The sequence below is a fragment of the Paenibacillus sp. NPDC057934 genome, assembly GCF_042887565.1.
Classification (GTDB): Bacteria; Bacillota; Bacilli; order Paenibacillales; family Paenibacillaceae; genus Paenibacillus_AQ.
On the sequence record NZ_JBHVPB010000007.1, the window covers coordinates 267,494 to 289,315 of the forward strand.

14 protein-coding genes are annotated in these 21,822 nt (G+C 46.7%); 1 reads left to right on the top strand and 13 read right to left on the bottom strand.

All coding sequences use genetic code 11. From position 1 onward, the window contains the following. Positions 1 to 46 precede the first annotated feature (46 nt). From ACFVRY_RS17945 to ACFVRY_RS18005, 13 genes are all read right to left on the bottom strand, one after another. Positions 47 to 898 carry an ABC transporter permease gene (locus tag ACFVRY_RS17945; protein WP_387501635.1) on the bottom strand — a complete coding sequence of 284 codons (852 nt, stop codon included), beginning with the start codon at positions 896 to 898 and terminating at the stop codon, positions 47 to 49. Between the two features lie 62 nt (positions 899 to 960). After that, positions 961 to 1,737, bottom strand: a complete 777-nt coding sequence (locus ACFVRY_RS17950; protein ID WP_387501636.1) for an ABC transporter ATP-binding protein — start codon at positions 1,735 to 1,737, stop codon at positions 961 to 963. Positions 1,738 to 2,165: 428 nt separating this feature from the next. Beyond that, on the bottom strand, positions 2,166 to 4,730 hold the full coding sequence (locus ACFVRY_RS17955; protein WP_387501637.1) for a carbohydrate-binding protein: 2,565 nt from the start codon (positions 4,728 to 4,730) through the stop codon (positions 2,166 to 2,168). A 451-nt stretch (positions 4,731 to 5,181) separates the two neighbouring features. Continuing rightward, a complete protein-coding gene (locus ACFVRY_RS17960; protein WP_387501638.1) occupies positions 5,182 to 6,189 on the bottom strand; it encodes a carbohydrate ABC transporter permease in 1,008 nt (335 codons plus the stop codon). A gap of 18 nt (positions 6,190 to 6,207) precedes the next feature. Beyond that, positions 6,208 to 7,113 (bottom strand): carbohydrate ABC transporter permease, encoded by a 906-nt coding sequence (locus ACFVRY_RS17965; protein WP_387501639.1) that lies wholly within the window; start codon positions 7,111 to 7,113, stop codon positions 6,208 to 6,210. Further along, positions 7,110 to 9,665 (bottom strand): DUF5696 domain-containing protein, encoded by a 2,556-nt coding sequence (locus ACFVRY_RS17970; RefSeq protein WP_387501640.1) that lies wholly within the window; start codon positions 9,663 to 9,665, stop codon positions 7,110 to 7,112. The genes ACFVRY_RS17965 and ACFVRY_RS17970 overlap by 4 nt, the downstream gene beginning before the upstream one ends. A 17-nt stretch (positions 9,666 to 9,682) precedes the next feature. Then, positions 9,683 to 10,309 carry a Yip1 family protein gene (locus ACFVRY_RS17975; protein WP_387501641.1) on the bottom strand — a complete coding sequence of 209 codons (627 nt, stop codon included), beginning with the start codon at positions 10,307 to 10,309 and terminating at the stop codon, positions 9,683 to 9,685. After that, positions 10,293 to 11,747, bottom strand: a complete 1,455-nt coding sequence (locus ACFVRY_RS17980) for a gluconolactonase (protein WP_387501642.1) — start codon at positions 11,745 to 11,747, stop codon at positions 10,293 to 10,295. The genes ACFVRY_RS17975 and ACFVRY_RS17980 overlap by 17 nt, the downstream gene beginning before the upstream one ends. 16 nt (positions 11,748 to 11,763) lie before the next feature. Next, complete coding sequence (locus tag ACFVRY_RS17985) at positions 11,764 to 12,639, bottom strand: carbohydrate ABC transporter permease (RefSeq protein WP_387501643.1); 876 nt, start codon at positions 12,637 to 12,639, stop codon at positions 11,764 to 11,766. A 4-nt stretch (positions 12,640 to 12,643) separates the two neighbouring features. Continuing rightward, entirely contained in the window at positions 12,644 to 13,516 is an 873-nt protein-coding gene (locus tag ACFVRY_RS17990; RefSeq protein WP_387501788.1) for a carbohydrate ABC transporter permease, read from the bottom strand. 117 nt (positions 13,517 to 13,633) lie between these two features. Further along, positions 13,634 to 16,528 (bottom strand): extracellular solute-binding protein, encoded by a 2,895-nt coding sequence (locus ACFVRY_RS17995; protein ID WP_387501644.1) that lies wholly within the window; start codon positions 16,526 to 16,528, stop codon positions 13,634 to 13,636. Between the two features lie 117 nt (positions 16,529 to 16,645). Next, positions 16,646 to 18,049 (bottom strand): extracellular solute-binding protein, encoded by a 1,404-nt coding sequence (locus ACFVRY_RS18000; RefSeq protein ID WP_387501645.1) that lies wholly within the window; start codon positions 18,047 to 18,049, stop codon positions 16,646 to 16,648. 180 nt (positions 18,050 to 18,229) lie between these two features. Further along, positions 18,230 to 19,240, bottom strand: a complete 1,011-nt coding sequence (locus ACFVRY_RS18005) for a LacI family DNA-binding transcriptional regulator (RefSeq protein WP_387501646.1) — start codon at positions 19,238 to 19,240, stop codon at positions 18,230 to 18,232. A 354-nt stretch (positions 19,241 to 19,594) separates the two neighbouring features. Here ACFVRY_RS18005 and ACFVRY_RS18010 point away from each other — a divergent pair, with 354 nt between their 5' ends. Next, a complete protein-coding gene (locus tag ACFVRY_RS18010) occupies positions 19,595 to 21,724 on the top strand; it encodes an alpha-galactosidase (protein ID WP_387501647.1) in 2,130 nt (709 codons plus the stop codon). Positions 21,725 to 21,822: the final 98 nt, after the last annotated feature.

A 21,822-nucleotide genomic window follows, 5' to 3' on the forward strand; every position in this document is an offset into this window, starting at 1 on the left:
CTCCATATCTATTGTTATCGCTTACTCGGTGATGCTGTAAGTTAGGTTACCCTTTGGACTGTTCGGAGCTATGCCATGAAAGCACCCTGCGTTCGACCAAACGGACAAGATTCGTCAGTATAATCCCCATCAGTGCAAGTAGTAGAATCGAAGCGAACACTTGATTCATCTGCATGTTATTACTTGATAGCATTACAAGGTTGCCCAGCCCTTCCGTCGAACCGCTCCATTCGCCGACAACCGCCCCCATCACGCTCAAACTAACGCAGGTACGAGCGGCGGAGAACAGATAGGGCAGACTGTTCGGCAGACGCAGTTTCAAGAAAATCTCCATCCTGCTCGCATGAAGTGACTTCATATATTCATAGTTATTAGCATCAACAGAGCGGAAGCCAGTAATCGAGTTGACCAGCATCGGGAAAAAGGTAACGATTGCCGCGATTAGCACCTTGGGCAATGCCCCGAAACCAAACCAAATCATGAGTAGTGGAGCGATCGCCGAGATCGGTGTCACATTGGCAAGGACGGCGAGCGGTAGCAGCGAGCGCTCAATCAAACGTGAGTGTGCCATAATAATCCCACCCGTTAGCGCCAGCACAGAGCCAAGGAGAAATCCTCCAATCGCCTCGTACAGCGTTGTCCAAGCGTGGGGCAAGTAGAAGGATAAGTGTCCAAACAGTTCTGAAAGCACGGAGCTTGGTGCGGGGAGCGTTAGCGCATTGAGACCGATCAGGCGGACCAGCGCCTCCCAGACGAGGAAGAAGCCGATGAAAGCAACCGTCGGAGGTGCCGATGACGACAAGGCCCGACGGGTCTTCAAAAACTTTTTGGAAGGTACGGACGACGGATCAAACGTAATTCCAGACTCCCTATTGGCATTCAATTTAATCTCCATCATCGTTACACCTGCTCCTTTTGCGTTTAGTCTCGATGTGTTTTGTTTGCCTACGACCACCATAGTCAATCCCACCTTTCCTGCAACAAAGCCCGGATCTGATGTACATAATCATGAAAAATCGGATCATTCTCTTCCATCTTCGTTCGAGGATGCGGCAGATTAATGTCGACAATCTCGGTTATTCGCCCAGGACGGCTCGACATGACAACAACTTTATCTGATAGAAATACAGCTTCACGGATGTTATGAGTAACAAACACAACAGTTTTCTGATGCTTCTCCCAGATACTCATCAACTGGTGACTGATCTTCTCTCTTGTGATTTCATCAAGGGCGGAGAAGGGTTCATCCATGAGCAGGATCGGCGCACCACTCGCGAACGCCCTCGCAATACCTACACGTTGCTGCATGCCGCCCGATAGCTCCTTCGGATATGCGTTGGTGAAGTCGCCGAGACCAACAGCCCGCAGCAATTCCGTCTCATCTTCGCGGTTGCTCTCATAGGCTGCGCCTCCTTTGCGGTTCACTTCCTGCGGCAGCTGCATATTCTCAATAATCGTGCGCCAAGGAAACAAAGCCGGCGCCTGAGGGACAAATCCGAACACTTTCGACGCCTGTGCCTCTAGCGGGGTCATTCCACCGATGCTCACTTTACCAACATCAGCGGTCTCCAGTCCGCCTATGATACGCAGCAGCGTTGATTTGCCGCATCCGCTCGGCCCAATCAGACTGACGAATGTGCCGCTGTCCAGCTCCAAGTTGATGTTACGTAAGGCTTCGGTCCACTGACCTTTGCGCGAAAATCTCTTGGACAAGCTCTCCACCAATATGACCGACATCTTTCTCTCCCCCAACTCTTTTTTAATTTTTTAATTAAATTATTTGATGAGTTGATTAACTTTGAATACAATTTAGCACGAACCAAAAATTGCGTCAATATACATGACACATATAATTTATTTTTATTGAATAAACATATAAAAATAGTCTTTATATACATATTTTATATATAAAATCTTTTCAATGTGGTATGTTATTTAACATAGATATGACTCCTTCATGGAAAAACTTCATTTATACATCTACTTGTACAAAAGAGAAAGAAATAACCCGAGATAATAAATTTGATTAGAAATCGTGCGCTTGATTTTTTAATTAAACAATAAATGATGGAGAAGTTTAGTCCGGCTCATACTAGGAGCACAAAAAAAGAGCGGACTGGACAATGTCCAATCAACTCTTGAATCTCAATACTTGTAGTCAGCCTTTAATTTGAAGCCAGTTTGTACAGCACGGATTGTCTTCCACTAAGTGTGAGCGTAAGCTTACCATTTTGAGATTGAACCGGCTTATTAGTCCACAGATCAAGGATGCTGACATTCGCCGGAATCCCTGCACGACCAAGATCGATGTTCTTCTCTGCGGAATCCTTGCTATAGTTGAACACAGCCAAATAGTAAGCCCCCTGGTCTTCCAAGACAAACGTCTCTGAAGCGGCGGTTCCCGTATTGGCCTCCACACTGCGGAAAGCCTTGCCTTTAATCGCCAATTCATTTACCCGTGGATTGGTCAGCAGTTTCTTCATCAGCTTCTGCGCTTCTACGCTCTGCACATCATCCGAATTCAGATAGACCGTTCCCGAAATGACCGACGCATTGACCCGGGTCTGTGCCCCCTCGAAGGTCTCGCCCTTAGTCAGCGTCATGTAGTCGGGATCGGTATAATGATAGATCGTTCCGTTCTGCCACCAGCCATACGTCTGACTGTTCAGTTGATATTCTGTAGAGGAAATCGAACCGTCAATATCACAGGAGATTCTACGGCTGTGGGCATATTGGCTCGGGAAGATCGGCGCAATAGAAGCACTGACGAACATCGTGTCCCCAAGCTGATTCAGTAAGTAGGACATTCCCTCGTTGTATGCCTGTATCCCTGTCGTGATATTTTTATCATAGAAATCACCTTCCATCGAAGCATGGGTGAGAAAGTCGAGCTTAATGAACTGATAACCACGTGCTTTAAAACGGGCAATATCATAATCAATCTTCATCTTCGTACCAGGATGCGTAGGATCAAGGGCAATTCCGTTACCATACGGTACGAGCTTCCCTTCACTATCCTTGAGTACGATATCACCATAAGTGTACTTCCCCTCTGTCCCTTCCACTTCAGCAATCATATTCTTACCCCAATATACAAATGGTGTATGGTAGGTTCCAGGAATCTGTCCGTTCTTGCGGATTTTCACCACAGCGTCATCAAGCTGCTCATCCGACAGATTATCCCAGAAGGAATCCATATTCATGTACACCGTACCATCATTGTTGAAGGATTTATTTTGTAGATGATCATGGAAAAAGTTAGAGGCTGCCATCAGATTATCGTACGAAAGATGTTCGGCATATGCTCCCCAGCTATTCCAGCCAACGGGAACCCCCTGCGGAATATCCGGTCCGAAGGAGAGCGGAGGCGCCACTACTGCATTCGCGCGACCATAAGCTTCCATCCCGTCACGGTAATCGCTGTAGAAACCGACGAAAATTTGCGGCGACTTCAGTAGTCGCCCTGTAATCGCACCATGCGGCAAGCTGTCATAGGTGACTTTTTTGGAAGTAAAACCGCCGAATACCTTAAGCTGATCCAGACGATTATCTGCACCGCTCCAGTGAATGCCTGTCTTCCATGTGTCATGAGTCACCGATCCGACGATCAGACCCTTACGGCTGACATTATCAAAAATCGCCGTCACTTCAGAACTAATATTACTATTCGTGTTCAAGTGTGTATTCATCGACTTGGAATCATAACGCGCCCAAGCATCATTATCAAATGGCACGAGGAGCACCCGGTTATCCCCATACTGTCCAAGATCGACCCCGCCAGCAGTCTCCAGCACCACTGGAGCCATCTCATTCGTACTTAACTCGCTGCTGCTGGTCACTTCTTCAGCTTTGATAAAGTAGTTACTTTTCTCGTACACATAATAGATTTGATCAAGTGTCGGTTGCCCTGGCTTCTCATTACGGACAATGAGCTTGATCCCTTTCCCGTGTCCATCCTGAATCTGTTCTACCTGATCAGATAGCAACGTGTGCGAATCATACTCATTACTGTAGAACAGATCCTCATTCAGCTTGAAACTGCTGTATACCCCCTTGGCAATCACCTTGCCATCCCAGGCGTATGACGATAAACCAGTTGTCGTATTATAAAGCACTTGGTACATACCACTGTCCACTGTAAATCCAGAGCTATGCTGCGCTACTGTAATATTTCCAACCTTCAAAGTCGTCGCCAGCTCACCAATATTCGCAGAATCGCCCCACTGGAACACTGGATTCTGTCCAATATTAACGCTTTCAGGTGCCTTCTTGATCACAATCCGATCCAAATTCGGAGAGTACCAATCCCCGTCAGAGAACAGCAGGACATTGCTGCCACCGCTTAGCTCAATCTCAAAATCAAAGCTGCCTAATGAATCCCAGTCGTCTTTCGCAACTTCTGGAAAGTCGATCTTCTCTGGATCTTTGTCATTCACCTTAACATAAAAAGTGCGTGGATCACCGGATACATAGTAAGCAGTTACAATGTATTTCCCCGGCTCTGGTACTTCTACATCATTGAATTGAATTGAGCTACCTTCGAAAAGACCTCCTACCTGTTTACCATCAGAACACGGTGCGCAATCAGCAATTTCTGTATGCGGTCCTTTCAAAGTGTTCCGCGAATCATTAGCTTGAAATTCATATAGGGTCGGTGCTGGTGGCTCGGTTGCAATCGCCGCTGGCGATTCTTCAGCAGCTTCCGGTCCCTGTACTACCGTATCTTTCACTTGCGAGTCTATAGTTTTCCCCTCCCCCCGGAGACTGCTAAGCCATACAAAAACAACAACGCCTCCAATGATAAGAAGCAGAGCGGCAAGTATTCGCTTCCTGTTCTTTATCAGCCTCCATCACCCTTCCTCCTGTTTTCGTAGAACAAGGGCGCAAGAAGCCATCAACCTTCTTGCACCCTATTCATATTGGAACTATATAGATTGAACTTAAGTTTTTCACATCGACTGAGGCTGTCATTGCGGAGAATTTTGGACTTCCGGCCGCTGTTGTCTCCAGATTTCTTGAGATTGTACCGCTATTCGCGGATAAAATCCGGAGACAGCTTACGCTTCCGATGCTAGCTTTCCTATGGAAAGCTTTTAGGCGGACGCTATCGCTCCTACAGTTCCAAAATCCCCCTCCATTCCGCATCCTTATGTTAGTTTTTTAGTTCAATCTATTTAGCGATTAACCCACCAGACCACTGCGTTCCATACTTTCTACAAAGTGACGTTGTACGAACAAGTACATAATAATTAGCGGCAGAATCGCCATCAACACCGCAGTATTACGAATCATGGATGCATACAGCGGGTCCATACCGAGAGAGGTTTCTGTGTATCTCAGGTAGAACATGATCTGTCCCCACGCGCCAGATACCATGGAAGACATCACACCCGTCTCATTCAGGACCATCCCGGTGAAGAAGGAATCGTTCCATTGCCATACGAAGGAGAATAGCATGACGGTCACCAGGGCCGGAATGGCATTCGGCAAAATAATCCGCATAAAGGTACCGAAGGTGCCTGATCCGTCCACCCAAGCCGCTTCCTCTAAATCCTTAGGAATCCCTCTAAAGAATTGCCGGAAAATGTATACAAATAGTCCTGTCTTCAGACCCATTCCTAGAATAGAGGAAATAAAGAACGGCCAGTACGTATCGATGAGATTCAGGGGTTTACCCGTAAAGAAGGTAATGATGCCTAGAATATCAAAGTTTTTATAAGTCAAATAGGTTGGAATCATAATCGTTTGTGGCGGCACTAGAATCGTAAAGATCACGCAGCCGAACAACAAACCGCTACCCCGGAACTTCATTCTTGAGAACCCATAACCGGCGAGTACACAAGACAAGGTCTGGCACACCATGACCAGAATAGACAATAGCGATGTATTGAGCAGAACCTTCGGATAATTCAGCGATTCGCTAACTAACAGAAAGTTCCTTAACGTGAAGTGCTTAGGAATCCAGACGACACTGGCATCATACAGATCAACAGGATCTTTGATCGCAATCATGACCTTAATCAGAATGGGATACAAGATAATAAAGGAAATACCGGCAAGAAGAACACTTCGAACAATAACCCAAAGCCAATTTTTCACATGATTCATCCAAAAACTCTTATGAGACATGCGCTCCAAGGAAGAAGGTAGCACATGCGCCGCCTTTTCTCTAATACTTTCAGCTTTCATAGCAGGCTCCCTCCTAACTTAGTCGTAGTAGAATACTTTTCTGGAAATGAGCATCGTAACTAGCCATAAGAAGATCGAGATCACGACGAAATAGATCCAAGCCATTGCTGCACTAAGTCCAAACTGGTACGACTTGAAGGCCGTATCCCGAATTTGCTGGGTCGTTGGGCTTGTAAGCAGGTTATCAATGATCGAATAGATCACATTCGTCAAAATCAACGGGCTGATCATCGGAAACGTAATTTTCCAGAATGATTCGTATCCTGTTGCACCTTCAATTTTGGAGGCTTCATAAAGCGATCCGGAAATGGATTGCAAGCCTGCTACAAAGATTAGAATCTGTACGCCAGAGGCGGTAATGATCTGATAAATCCGGTTGACCGCCTCGACCAGGTATTGAACTATTTGGTAATTAACTCCCGAGTTTAGCAGCAGCTTCGCTAGCTCTAGATTACGGAACATCGCAAACTCACCGCTTGAAGACTGAGTTGCACTTTTGATGATCCCCTGGGTGTAATCCCCGCTTTCGACAGCCGCAATAACGCCAGAGGCCAGAATGACCGGCAAGAAGAATATGGCCCGAACCAGTCCTCTTCCTTTAAACTGCTGATTCAGCAGGACCGCTGCGAACAAACTGAAAATAACAATGAGCGGTACATTGATGGCCATGTTCGCCATGGATTCAGTCAACGTTCGTACATAATGCTCATCTTGAAACAAAGCATTCTTAAAATTAGCCCAACCTACAGATTGCATAGAAAATCCATTATCGTTCACCTTCAGTGTACTGAAGCTATAGCGCAGCGAATTAATAAGCGGCACAAGGAACAATAACAGGAATCCGGCAAACCATGGGAGAATAAACCATACTCCTTTATACTTTTGCCGCTGGTGCAGCGTTAGCCCGATTCTAGGTTGCTTCAATTGCGCTCGCCTCCCATAAGGTATCCCATCGCTTCAACAGCAGCGCCCCCTACATTGAATGGATAATCATTATAGTTGACTACTATTGATGTTCCATCCTCATAGGTGGTCTGATAGACACCTGTTTCTAGCATTTGATGATCCTTTATAATCTGAGTCCGTACTTTACTAAGCACATTGTTCACTTCGGCATAGGTCGACTTCGCCTCATCCATCCAATTCTGATAGCTCGCAGAATACAGATAGTCGAACCCGGTTTCCTTAACCAGAGATGGTTTCTCGTAGAACCAAGTAAAGTACAGCCCGGAGCCCGTCTCCAGTGATTTTAGAACATGATAACGAGTATCCTGCTCATCCGAGAGATTGAGTGCTTCCCCCACATAATCGATATATCCATGCAGCGCCATCTCATAAAAAGGCACACTCTGATCCGTAAGGTTATAGCCGCTGTTCTCAAGCGGTGCATTAACGACACTATCTACATAAGGCAGAGTGTAAGCATTACCACCAGATACCATCAGATTCGGATACGTGTGCAGCTTTGCTAGCTGCTCTTCCACCGCCTTCTTACTCTCTTCCCGGGTAAGGACATTCTTTGTATTAAAGTCGGAATTTAATTCATCTCCCATATCATGTAGAGACAAGCCCTTCTGCCCAAGCTTGTTGTACTGGGTCATAAATTTATCTACTACTACAGGAAGCCTTGCAGGAGAGAGTGGATAGGTCGGCTCCAAATACGTAAGCTTGTAATAACTAGCCAAATCGTAGGGTTGGACGGTTGCTACTACGCCATTCATCGTGCGTGACGCATCTCTTTTCGGTTTGAAATCCCCTTTATCCTGAAGCACTCTCATGAATGATACATCCGGATACAGCGTAATTCCGTTACGGCCCGCAAAATCCTGTAGTTCCGCGAATCCTTTTTTACCACCTAGCTTGCTATCCACAGATACAGAGGATGGGATCTTCTGATTAAGCCCGCCATTGAACCATCCGGTATAGCGAACTTTAATATTGTGGATACCATCAGTCTGAAGCTGATTAAGAATGTCCTGTGCCTGACTGAACGTAGTAAGTGGCTGATAAGAACTATAAGGAATACCCAAGAAGAATTTCCTCGTTGGAATACCACCAATCAATTCCACAGTGAACGGAATTTGCTGCTGCTCGTGCAGCTTCGCAAGCCCATACTTCTTAATGAAGTACGAACGGTAATAGGAAGCCATCCCGCTGTAGCTTGCATCCTTTTCTTGCAAGAAAGCGTAGCGAACGGTAATATCGCCGTTATAAGGTCTTTCCTGGAATTTGGGAACCGACTGCTGCATCCAGAATCCTGTCAGCGCAAGCGGATCAGAACCAGTGATCTCATAACTACTGAACACATAATTGTACGAGTTCGCCCGTCCGCTTATATCGGCTTCAATACGTCCGATTCCGTCCCCATTTTCTACGATGGCTACAAAGCCTGCATCGTTCTTCTTCATGCCGAACACCGGTAAACGAGCCGTTAATCCGCCTAACACCTGCTTTTTCGGCAAGTTAACGGAATCGGCTCCGTACAACGGCACATTATAACCATAGGCAGTCAGCTTATTGTTATTAAGATGAATTAGCGACCCAGAGCCGTCAGGTACGAACATGTAGCCCTGATCCTTGGTACCCGCAGCGCCAAAGTAAGGCAACACAGAAACCGAGTGCAGATAGAAACCTTTGTTTTGAATATTCTCAGCGGATACATTCACTACGAGCTGATCATCATCAAGACGATAAGTAACCGGAATCACGAATGAGGCCTGGCTGACAGCGTCACTATTCTTACGGTCAATCTCCATCTCTTCTTCGCCATATCCGATTTCCTCTAGCGTACGCAGCATCTTCGTTAGGGCCATACCTTTCAAGGCCGTATCACGCCGCTCATAGAGCTTACTATTCTCGTTTAAGTTGAATCTGCTCAGGACATCTTTTCGCTTCTTCTCATCCTTGATCTTATCCAGGATCAGTGTTTGGAAACGTTCTTCACTTATGAACTTTGGAATCTGCTCTACACCGCGCAGCTTTTCCCCGATGGTATAGACGATTTTAAGCCCGTCACCCAGCTTCTCAATTTCAAATTGCTCGTACTCTACACTCTGATTGAAATTGTTATATTGCTGCGGCTTGCCTGTTTTATCCGAAAAATTCAGCAGCAATTGGCTGGATAACATGGATTTATTCATCCCAGACGCCTTACCGTCCTGATCCCGATCCTGCGGGTTCGAGAACCAGACAGTACCATCCTTCTTATTACTGACAGCAATTTCTGTCGTCTTGGGACTATAGTAAAGTGCCAATGCTTCATTCTCAGCAGCCAGCGTCATTGACGCTACAGCCGTTGCCGCGGCTGCATCTGAAGAATGAATCTCCTGTTCTGACGAATCACTTTGAGTTAACGGCGCATCCAGGGAATTGGGCGCAGCAGCAACATTTCCAGCTTGCCCGATTGACCCGCTTCCAGCAGTTACCAAGCTAATTACAACTGCCACAGCAACTGCCGCTCTCCATTTGTTTTTCACGTCTGCCAGCCTCCTTCCTAGATGCGGTATGAAATCTCATTATAGATGGATACCACGAAACCGATCATTTCCTGAAGCAGACTGAAGAATAACAACCCCAGGAACATAATAATGCCCATAACAAGCAAGGTTAGCAGCATCGTAACAATAGTCTTCAGAACTGTATACTGATGTACCGTCATCGTGCCGATAAATAGCAGCCAGACAAACCATAGTACAGATAGGGAATCTATCATGTAATAGAAGGCCGATTCGCGCGTAGTAATGATGTTACTGATAAGCACATTCCCAAATCTCATCAAGACCAGCGGAAGCAGCGCATAGCCAGTGGCCATCACAATGTCCTTGAATTTTCCTTCACCATCCATGAGTGTCGTCAAAGACCAGTTCGCTACGCACCATAGAAAGAATGGCAGAACAATATATTGCAGTTCATTAATACTATTGAGATCATAGGGATAATTAAAGTTAACAACAAAACCTGCGTACTGCCGTAGCAGAATGGTCGCCACCGTCAGCAGTAGTAGCATGGACAGGGCAACGCGCAGTTTGCCCTTATTCTCATACTTCAAATCCCAGAACCCTTGAAAAGGGTGAAGCAGCACATAAAACGGGGTTTTGGTCATCTCACGTAACATTTGCATTCACCTTCCCTCTCGCCCTTCTTCTGAAGAAGCTGAAGCCCCCCAGAGCTACACCCAAGACGATCACGATGGTCATCCCTGTCCCAAAGTATTCACGCACTACCTCTTTGCGATATTTGCCGAATGCCTTGGAATAATACTCCCTGTCGTAACCAAGCTTCAAATATTCCAGTGCCTGCTTGTTCTCTCCTTGGCGGAGCAGCACCTTGCCAATACCTACGTAAGCGATTTCATTATTGGCATCTAGCTTAAGCAGATCTCTCCACTTGCGTTCTGCCTCATCGTACTTGCCGGAGAACAGCAGTTCATTCGCTTCATTAATTAATGCACCATAACGGGTAGGCTTGAAAATACTGATTCGATTCATCGCCTTATCAAGCACCAGGAAATGATCCCCTCTACGCTCTAAAGCAACAGGGGTACGGAACGTGCCTTCCTGCTCGCCCATCCGACCGAAAATGTACAGTAAATTCCCGTCCTGGTCATAGGTAAATACACGCCCCTTCCGGGAATCAAGCGCACTATATACCCCGTTCTCACCGACTTTAACATCGATCAAGAGCGAACTTTCACTATTTCCCATGGAATAAATGTCCCCTCTCGGGAACCAATAGCCCTGGCGCCGCAAGACATCCTCTCCGACAGGGTTCAGCCGCTTAATCGGATCGCTAGAGGTGAGCTCAGATGTCGTCGTATACAAAAAGTCTTCACTGTCCAGATCCACATTGTTGAACTCTAGTGGAACAAATTGTTCCAGCTTACTGCGTTGCTCCTTAGTCGACATCTTCTTCCAGAAGTAGTCCCATGCATCAAACTTCACCCGGTTCGTTCCCATAAAACCAGTGAAGTTGCCGCCCGAATCCAGCTCGATAATTCCATCAAAGACCCCTCTGCCGACAACATAGATTCGACCGGCTTTATCTACAGAGACCTTAATCGGATAATATTCGAACCCGGAGCGGATGACTTCAGACTTCGGGGCTCCAATGACACGCACAAACTCCCCTTCTCCTGTTAGTTCCACCACTCTGCGATTTTCAGTGTCGGCAATATAGATATGATTGTGCTTCGTAACAAAGATCCCTTGTGGATTATTGAATTTCTCTTTCTGTCCATCTTGAACAAAGCCGCGAATCTCTCGAACAACCCGCCAGTCTTGATCAAAGACGACAATTCGTCCGTTCCCTGCATCCAATACATATAGCAAGCCGTCCTCAGCAACATACATATCGCTCGGTTCCAAAAGCTTACCAATGCCTTGCTCAGTGCCATCAATCGTACCTGCCGGAGTGTAAGCATTAGGGGTACTCACACTATCTCCCCAGTAAGAGTAGCTGTAGCCCTCATAGGGAGCAGCTCCCGCTTGAAGCGGTGATGCCAATAAGCTTACCGTTGTTAAGACAAGCACTATTTTGCCAATTGACTTAATAAGCTTCATTTTCGTTCCTCCCGTGCTATTCCTTCATTCCGGAAGATGCCATCGTCTGAATGATCTGGCTCTGAGTGATCACGAACATCGCCATCGGAACGCTCATCAATAGCAGAGCTACCGCTGCTGCTACACCTGCCCGGGCTATACCGCCTTGAATAATCTGTCCCATCGCAAAGTGCATGGTCTTTAGTTCCTCACTATAGATAAAGCTACCTCCATCGGTTGCCCATAGCATCTGGAACAACAAGATAATCAACGTGAACCACGCCGGCTTCACCAGCGGCATAACAATCGTCCAGAATACACGGTATTCATTTGCGCCGTCAATTTTAGCGGATTCAATCAATGCCATCGGAATCTGCTCAATGAACTGCTTCATCAAGTACAGCCCCAATGGAAACGCAAACGCTGGAACAATAATTGCCCAATAGGTATCAATCCATCCCAGCCAGGACATCGTCATATAGTTCGGGATCGCCGTCACCTGCGAGGAGAACATCAGCGACAGTACAACAATCGAGAAGAGGGTCTTAGAACCGATAAAATTGTACTTAGCCAGCGGGTAGGCTGCTGCCGAAGCGAGCAGAACGTGCCCGACCGTACCGACCAGGGTGATGAACACCGTATTGAAAATGTAGCGTGAAAAAGGAACCCACGATTTGGCCATCAGATGGAACAAATCAGGAAAGTTATTAAAGGTAGGATTCCGCACAAAAATTTTAGGCGGAAACAGAAACAGCTCATCGAGCGGCTTGAACGCATTATTGATCGCATAGATCAATGGAATAGCCATAAAGGCGCCGAACAGGCCTAGAAGAAGGAATAAGAAAAGGTCCACCTGCCACGAGCGGTTAATTCTCTTCTCCCCGCTCAATCTGAATTTAAGTGCTAGTCTCACCGGCCTATTCACCCACCCTTCTAAGCATTTTCTGAATCACCAGGTTGGAACACAGCATAATACCAAACAATACTGTGGCAATCGCTGAGGCGTACCCCATCTCAAATCGAATTGTACCGTAGTCAATCAAGTGGGTAACAATGGTATGTGCGGAATACTGTACACTTGGGAATCCCGCTAAGTTCATCGCTACGTCTGCCACTGCAAAGGATGCCGTGATTTGAATAACCGCCCCGAACATCAGCTGTGGCCGCATAGAAGGCAGCGTAATATACCATAGTTCCTGCCACCGGTTGCGAATACCGTCCATCGCTCCCGCCTCGAACAACGTCTTATCGACAGTTTGCAGACCGGCAATGAACGCCAGAAAGCTCGTTCCGAGACTTAGCCATAGCTGAACAATAATAATGATCATCAGCGTATACTTCGGATTCTGGAACCATAGGATCGGTTCATTAATAAAACCGGTCCTCATCAGGAAACCGTTTACAATACCGTACGAATCCCCAGAGAACATAATCTGCCATACGAAATAGATATTCCCGGAAATCGAAGGTGCATAGAAGACAAGGGTCATAAAGGCCCGAACCTTTGGCCTAAGCTCATTGATTAACCAGGCAAATACGAAGCAGGCAATATAACTGACCGGACCCGTAATCACTGCGAAGATCAGCGTATTTTTCAGAGCGATCAGAAAAATATCATCATCTAGCAGCAACCTTGTATAATTGCTCCAGCCTGCCCAGCGTGGAAACTCCAGCATGTTAAAGTACGTAAGACTGATAAGCATGGACATGACAACCGGAAGCACAGTGAAAATGAAGAACAGCACCATATATGGAGCAATCAACACGTAGAGATGCTTGTCATTCTTCATTCGCTTCAAATTAAACCGGAGTTTACTCTGCTTGGTGCTCACGCCTTTCTGCGGCGAAGTCTCACCCGCGGATGCCGGTAATGTATTGGTTTGCTGCAACTCAGATCACCTCGGTCTCTACTTCAGATTGATTTCTGTTTGCTTAAACTCGATCTCCCGATTGATCTCTTCCACGTAATCATAGAGAGCGTCTCTCGTGTTCGTCTTATTGTTAATGACTTCTCTAAAAGCATTATCAAGGTTGCGACCGGTGTAATACCCACCAGGCACCTCAGGAACGCCCTTCACCCAATCCCACTGCTCTTTCAGGTTCTGGAGATCCTTACTTGGCCATGGTAATTCTTCCATAGCTTCCACATTCGCGGTTGGATAACGGGCTGCTGCACCCATGAGTCCTTCCATTTCCCGGCCAAAGCGTACCTGTGTTTCCTTACTGGTCCACCATTTGATGAATTCCCAAGCTGCTTCTTTGTCCTTCGTTTGCTCCATCATAATGACAGCCGAGCCACCGCTTGATACATCCCGTTTAATGCTTCCATCTTTCAGTTCAAGTCCAGGAACAACCGTAAAGTCCCACAGTCCTCTAATCTCTGGAGCGGATACCGCCAGCGTATTATAGAATGTGTAATCCGTGATCGCGACTGGAATCTCACCTGTCCGGAAACGAGTCGTTAGATCGAACTGAAGCGGGAACTTATAGTTCACGAAGAAGTCAGTCCACTGGCGGAAAGCCTGCATAGACGGTTCAGAATCCAGGGCACTTCTAGTGCCATCGTTGTTATAGAACTCGCCGCCTTGCTGATACAACAGCATCGCAAAGGCTTTGCTCGGTTCAAGTGTGGAGACCCCAACGGTCTGAGCCAGGGGTAACGCCAAATCCATATGATGCTTCTTGAGCACTGGAATGATCTCATACATATCTTCCCAGGTCTGTGGAGCTTTCAAGTTAAGCTCGTTCAGAATATCCTTGCGATAGAACAGCATAGGGAACACCTGCTGCTCTGGCAAACCGAATACAGCATCATGGAATTTGTACGGGGTAATCGCACTCTCCCGGAATCGCTTGGCAACCTCTTCGTAATCATTGAACTGAGTCAGATCCACAATGGCATTCCGCATCCCATAGTTGACTGGAATATCATTCGAAATTTGCATCGCTACATCAGGCCCTTGTCCTGATAGGGTAGCGGGCATAAGTACAGAAGGAGTGACTAGTCGCAAATTCACACTAATTCCGGTATGCTCAGTAAATGTATCGTCAGTCATCGCTTTAATTACCTGTGCCTGGTCACGTCCGGTTCCTACCCAAACCGTTACTGCCCGTTCACTCTCACTCGTATTCCCCATGCTGTTATAATCCGTAAAGAACGAGCTAAATAAGTTCGTTACCTCATGCTTGGCTTTGCTAACAAAGGATGCCGCCGCTTTAGGCATCTTCTGCTCAGGGGAAGCGAGAACGATATAGTCAATTTCGAGTGGTTGCTCTCTAACCTGCAGAACCCAGGTTCCGAGACCGCCAACATTGATTTTGAAAGATTCCAGACGATTCTGCAGTGTCTCTGGATGCTTAGCCAAGTCTTCAAGCTGATAGGCCATTTTCGTCAAAATTGCCACCTGATCGCTTTTCTCACCTGTGATCTCGTTTAATTGATGGGATACACCTGTTAGAATTTTACTGTGTTTCTCAAAGACAGCCGTCATCTCTGGAATTTTCTGCTCCAGATTGTAATCCCGGAACGGATCCGGCACACTACCCGTAATCATCAATATTTTCCGATAAATGGAGTTAAGCTCTAGAATACTACTCTGTACCTGACGGATCAGCGGGGCAACGGAACCCAGGCTGACCGCAAGTTTCAACTCATGACTTCCTTTAGTCAAATAGAATTGATACGGCTCTTGCTCGCTCCCAAGCGTAGTCATCCTCCAGTCACTTGAGTAATTGAAAGGAATCTCCCGCACTTCATCAAAAGGAATTTCACCGTCGATATACAGGGTTCTAGTAGAGTACACCCCGCGCAAAAACTCCTGTCTGCTCTTGATGCCAAGCTTGTAAAGTCCATCCTCCGGCACTTCAATCACCCAAGTAATGGAATCGCCCGGCATCCGCCAGTTATTGCCGCCTATGGTATTCATACGAATCTTCGAAATGGATTTTGGTTCCGTACTTGGACTGGTACGATCTGTGATCGGGTACAATGTTGGTGCGGATTTGAAGATTGCATTCTCACCCTGTACCTTCACTTGTTGTCCCTTTGCTTCTAGTAGTCCCAGCTTCTGATAACGTTCCTTCACCTCTTCATAAGTAGGCAGTGTATCGAACTGACCGAACTTAATCTCGCCGATCACCATCGGCTCCTTAATAGAGTTCAGCGTAACTGTATGTTGACCAGCCGACAGATAAAAAGCATACGGCTTCTCATAAAAGCCCTCTGCATCCCGGAAAGGAATCTCCTGCCAACCACTAGCCTCAATTTGGCGGGGACGGATGTCATTCCCTTGATTATCCTGTTCAACCTGCGGCTTCTCGTTCATCCAAAGCCTTGGGAAGATAAAACTTCTTGCGCCAGCGAACGGGAGCTTCCCGTCAATCAGAAGTTCTCTCTCGATAGAAGACGATCTGCCTTCGAGGGTGTAATAATTAAGAGTCATGTTGTACAGTCCGCTTTCAGGGACACTAACCTCCCATGAGATCGAACCCGTATCATAACTCTCTACGAACGACCCCTCCAGATCTCCGATCGAACTTACCTTCTTCGGTTCTGAGCCATCGAACTTCACGTAATCCCCACCATGAATTACGATATCTTGTGATGGTCTGCCTGCATCCTTATGTTCCTGTAAATAGCTGTCATAGCTATCCATTTGAAACGCTTCCATAATTTCCGGCTGTTCCGTCTTGCTCTCTCCTGCCGCATGGATCTGTTGCCCGTTATCTGTTCCTCCCTTCATGGGAATCACAGTCGTACACAGGATGGCAAATGCAATAACGACGCGCAACATCTTAGGCATATTCAACGCAATCCCCTACCCTGCCTGATAATTTAAGTTCCTCACTTGTACAACTTAGGGAGCAGCTCTCAAAGGCATCCTTCACCCGGTTGTCTACTCCCTTCTCTCCAAAATAGACTATTCGCCTTTTAGAACTTTATCTGCTGCTGATTGCAGAGCAGGGAACACTTTCGCTACCCCTGCTGACGGAGTTGTTTTTCCAGCTATGATATCACGATACAACTGGCTCAAGTTATCTTCGACACCAAGGCCAGCATAACGCGCAAATTTCATAATCTTAAATGTATTCATTGCGTTGTTAACAGAATTTTCATCATCAAACCAGGACTCAGCAATCGTTTGGTTATCTTCATCAATGGTATCGAAGCTTTGCAGATCCTCCCAAATTTTGTAGACAACCTTCGCCTCTTTTACTCCACGTGGAATGACATTCACGTGCAATTGCGGCATCCCCATAATGAACTGGCCGCCAGATTTAGGTCCGCTTGGGAAAGGTACAAATACATATGGGTCTACCATCTGGTTTTGGAAGCGCGGAGCGACTTCGAACAATTGCACCGGATACATGGCAACTTGCCCTTCTCTGAAGTATCTCGCTGGATCTTCCCAGTCGTTACCCTCATCTTTTTTGACTACTTTGTATTCGTTGTAGAGCTTATTCGCGAACTCAAGGCCCTCGATCGCTTCAGGAGAATCTACTGCTACCTTTTGTGTATCTTCATCAAAAATTACGCCACCGTTAGAATAGATTGAAGCTGTAGATAGAGAAAACGGCGACCCTGTGAGGCCCCACTGATCGATTTTTCCACTACCGCCCTTGCTCTTCGTTAATTTCTTCGCGACATCTACAAAGGTATCCCAAGTCCATTCCCCTTTTTCGATATACTCTTCAGGTGTAGGTACGCCCGCTTCTTCGAAGAGACGCTTGTTGTACAGAACTCCAGTGTTATCGAAGAGTGGTGGACCTGTTACAAAGCCATAGGTTTTGCCTGTTCCGTAACCACCTGCTTTAATGATGCTGTCCGAAAGCTTCGTTTCCTCTTTGACATTCATCACGTCATCAAGCGCTGTCAAATATCCACCTTTCACAAAGCTTCGTATATAAGCCGCAGGTGCCAGCATAATGTCAGCGAATGGATCGCCCGCCATCACGGTAGAAGTAAATTTCTCAGCAAGTTCAAAGTAGTCTACAGCGACATATTTGATCTTGACGTTGTACTTCTTCTCGACCTCTTCTTGCTTCTGAATCGCTTTCTCACCTTCAGGCGTGTCAGCTTTTGGTGTTCCATCCCACCAAGCGCCAATTTTTATTTCTCTTCCGCCAAGGTCGTAAGTCTCTTCCGGCTTGGCTTCTTGTTGTTCTTCTTCTTTTACCGGTTCATTAGTAGCATCCGCTTTATCTGTATTACCTGCATTCTGGGAAGCAGAAGGCGAATTTTGATTACCGCCGCTACAAGCCGTCAGCGAGAAAAGCAAAACAAAAACCAAAGAAATCAATGAAAGCGGTTTCAATTTATGCATTTGTTAAACACCCCTCGTCAATTTTCCATGATCTGACCACACTTGAATACTATTTATCAACTTAGAAAAATAAGAACATAAACCTCAAGCGCGCAACTGCCCCGTCTCCTATGCAAGTATCCCATCCTCACTAAGCAGCAGCCTTACATTGTACTCACCTCCTTTAATAAGCTTGCGGGCCTAAGACCCGCAGCTGTTACGCACAATTAGTTTGGCAGGTACAACCACCTGTACCGGGGCTTCTCTGCCCTTAATCTGATCGATCAGCAGTTTCACTGCCATTCGTCCCATCAGCTCAGGTTGACTTCGGATAGTTGTAAGTGGAGGACTCGTATACTCCGCCATATCAATATCGTTAAACCCGACAATCGCCACATCTTCAGGTACACGCAGCCCCGCTTCCTTGATAGCATGAATCGCTCCGATTGCCAGTGCATCATTAGCAACAAAAAAAGCTGTCGGCAAATCACCTTTCGAAATGGCTTCTTTCATTAACCGGTTACCTTCCGGAATCCACCAGCCCCCCATATAAACATGCTCTGGATTAAGTAGTTCCCTTTCTTTCATATAGCGCTCAAAGTAGAATTGCCGCTGGTCCTTGCCGTAAGTACGATTACCTCCGATATAACCGATCTTTGTATGTCCAAGACCAAACAGATGATCCAGTGCAAGCTTTGCCACTCGTTCGAAATCAATCACCACGGAATCAAAGCTTTCCACATCGGGAGCGGAATCGACAAAGACTACATGCTTTAATGTTTTTACATTCTGGATATTGAAATCGTACGATCTGTCGATAAAAATCACACCGTCGACATCACCGAATTCCATCTTCGGGCTCTCAAACAGCTCCATTCTGAAGATATCAGCCGTTCTAATGCCGGATGCTACACACTCTTTCTCGACTCCCTGTCTGATCGCATGAAAGTAATGGTCATCTTCCTCCTGATTTTCGGTCAAAAACATCACCGTGCCAATTTTAATGTTCGAAAACTCGGAGTCCTCTGGCGTTTCCTTGCTGCTCGCTGCCCTGCGGCTACGCGGCGTCTGGTAGTTCAGTTCCTCGGTGATGGTAAGTATGCGTTGTCTGGTTTCGTCAGATACCGACAATGTGTTGTCCTTATTAAGTACTCTGGAGACGGTCACACTTGACACCCCTGCCAGCTTTGCAATATCACGAATCGTTGCCATGATTTCACCCTGTCTATATGTAGATTAATACTTAATTCTAAATGATTTCATGGAAGTTAACAATTTATTTCCACCACAGTGAAAACAACACCACCATATTTCATTTAGCTGCGACAGTGAAAAAAGTAGGGTGAGGAGACTATTTATTTAGTGAATTAAATTAATTATTCAGTGATTAAATAATAGCAGATCATTTTCCGCTTAGCAATAATTATTTACATTTATATACTTAAAAGCGTTTTCTATATCAATATTCATTAGTTATACTCAAGATGATAAAAATCATTTTCTTTTTTTAGTTAATTATTATATATTTATTAAGTAAATATTCACTAAAGAAAAGAGGCGATTTCATTGGCATTGTTATATGACAAAGAAACATCACGCTGGCTCCTTCAAGGAACCAACTTATCGTACGGTCTGGGCGTTCATGAGAACGGCACTTTACAGCATCTATACTACGGCCCAAAGCTTCCTTACCTTACAGACCTACCGGCTTCTGATAAATCAATCGTTCGTCATTCTTCCTTCGAGCCATCCGAAGGGATTCTTCAGCAGGAATTCCCGGCTTGGGGCGGGATGTACTATTATGAACCTTGCCTGAAAGCGACCTTCCCGGATCAGGTACGGGACACTAAACTGGTCTACAAAGATCATGAGATTATCCTTGGCGATGAACACGAAGAATTAATCATCGTACTAAAAGATACCGTCTATCCGCTGCTTGTGCATCTGCACTACCGTCTCTATCCGAAGCATGATATTCTCGAGCGTTATGCTGTGATCGAAAATACTGGTGAGGAAGCCATCACGCTGGATCAATCTCTCTCCGCAACATGGCATGCGCCAAGAGGCGACCGTTACCGGCTGACCCATCTGGCTGGCAAATGGATTGAAGAGACCCAAATCTATCAGGACGAGATTACCCCTGGCAAGAAAACGCTGGAGAGCAGACGCGGGAATACTAGCTGTCAGGCAAATCCGTGGTTTGCCATCGACCGTGGAACGGCGACAGAAGACCATGGCGAAGTATGGTTCGGGGCGCTCGCATGGAGCGGCAACTGGAAGATTACTGTGGAATACAGTCCGTTCAAGCTGCTACAGGTGAGCGGCGGCGTTCACGACTTCGACTTCTCCTGGCATCTGGCTGGAGGCACGAAGTTCCAGACTCCTGCTTTTGTCGGCGGTTATACGCGTGAGGGCTTCGGCCAAGCAAGCCGCAACTTCCACCGTTACCAGCGCGAACATGTACTGCCTAAGCCAATTTCAGAAGGATTGCGTCCTGTACTGTACAATTCGTGGGAAGCGACTTACTTCGATGTTAACGAAGAAGGACAAACGAAGCTGGCGGAAAAAGCGGCTGCGATGGGCGTGGAGCTGTTCGTTATTGACGATGGCTGGTTCGGCGAGCGCAATCATGACCGTGCCGGACTCGGCGACTGGACAGTCAACCCGGAGAAATTCCCCAACGGCCTGAAGCCGCTAATTGATAAGGTCGAGTCACTGGGAATGAAATTCGGCATCTGGGTGGAGCCGGAGATGGTCAATCCCGACAGCAACCTGTACAGAACTCATCCGGATTGGGTGTATCATTTCCCTAATCGTCCGCGTACCGAGAGCAGAAACCAACTGGTACTTAATGTGGCAAACCCAGAGGTACAATCCTTTATTTTCGAGATGATGGACAATTTGCTGAGCGAGAACAATATCGCTTTTGTCAAATGGGACATGAACCGCTCTCTCAGCGAAGTTGGCTGGCTGGACGCTCCACAGGAGACACACAAAGAAGTATGGGTGCGTCACGTGCAAGGGCTGTATGACATCTTTGCCCGTCTGCGCGCCAAGCATCCGGCTGTCGCGTTCGAGGCCTGTTCCGGTGGCGGTGCACGGATCGATCTCGGCATTATGCAATTGACCGATCAGGTCTGGACCAGTGACAATACTGATCCTTATGAGCGTCTCTTCATCCAAGAAGGCTACTCGCTCGCTTACAATGCGCAATCCATGATGTGCTGGGTTGCCGACGCAGGTAAATGGGTGAAGAACCGTGCAGCATCTGTCGCCTACCGGTTCCATTCCGCGATGATGGGGTCCCTGGGTATTGGCGGTAACCTATTGAACTGGTCTGAGGAAGAGCTCGAAGAATCCGGGAAATGGGTGGAGGAGTACAAAGCGACGCGCCATATCATTCAAAAAGGTGACCAGTATCGCTTGCTTTCGCCAAGAGAAGGCAGCACGACTGCTGTGCAGTATGTGACTACAGACAAGCGGGAATCCGTACTCTTTGCACTGATGCATCCGCAGAAATTCCAAAATCACTCCCCTCGCATCTACCTGCGCGGCCTAAAGAATGATTCGCTGTATCAGGTCGACGGCTTCGAGCAGCCGCTAAGCGGCAGCGCACTGATGAACCGGGGCCTTGATTTGGACCTGTGGTCCGATATGTCCAGCAAGATGGTTAAGATTACGGAAATCTCCGGCTAAACATAAACCCGCAAGGCAACTTAGCCATGAAAAAATCCCCTCTGGCGACGGTGTTGAACACACATTATCATGTGCTCGTTCTTCACCGTCACCCTGAG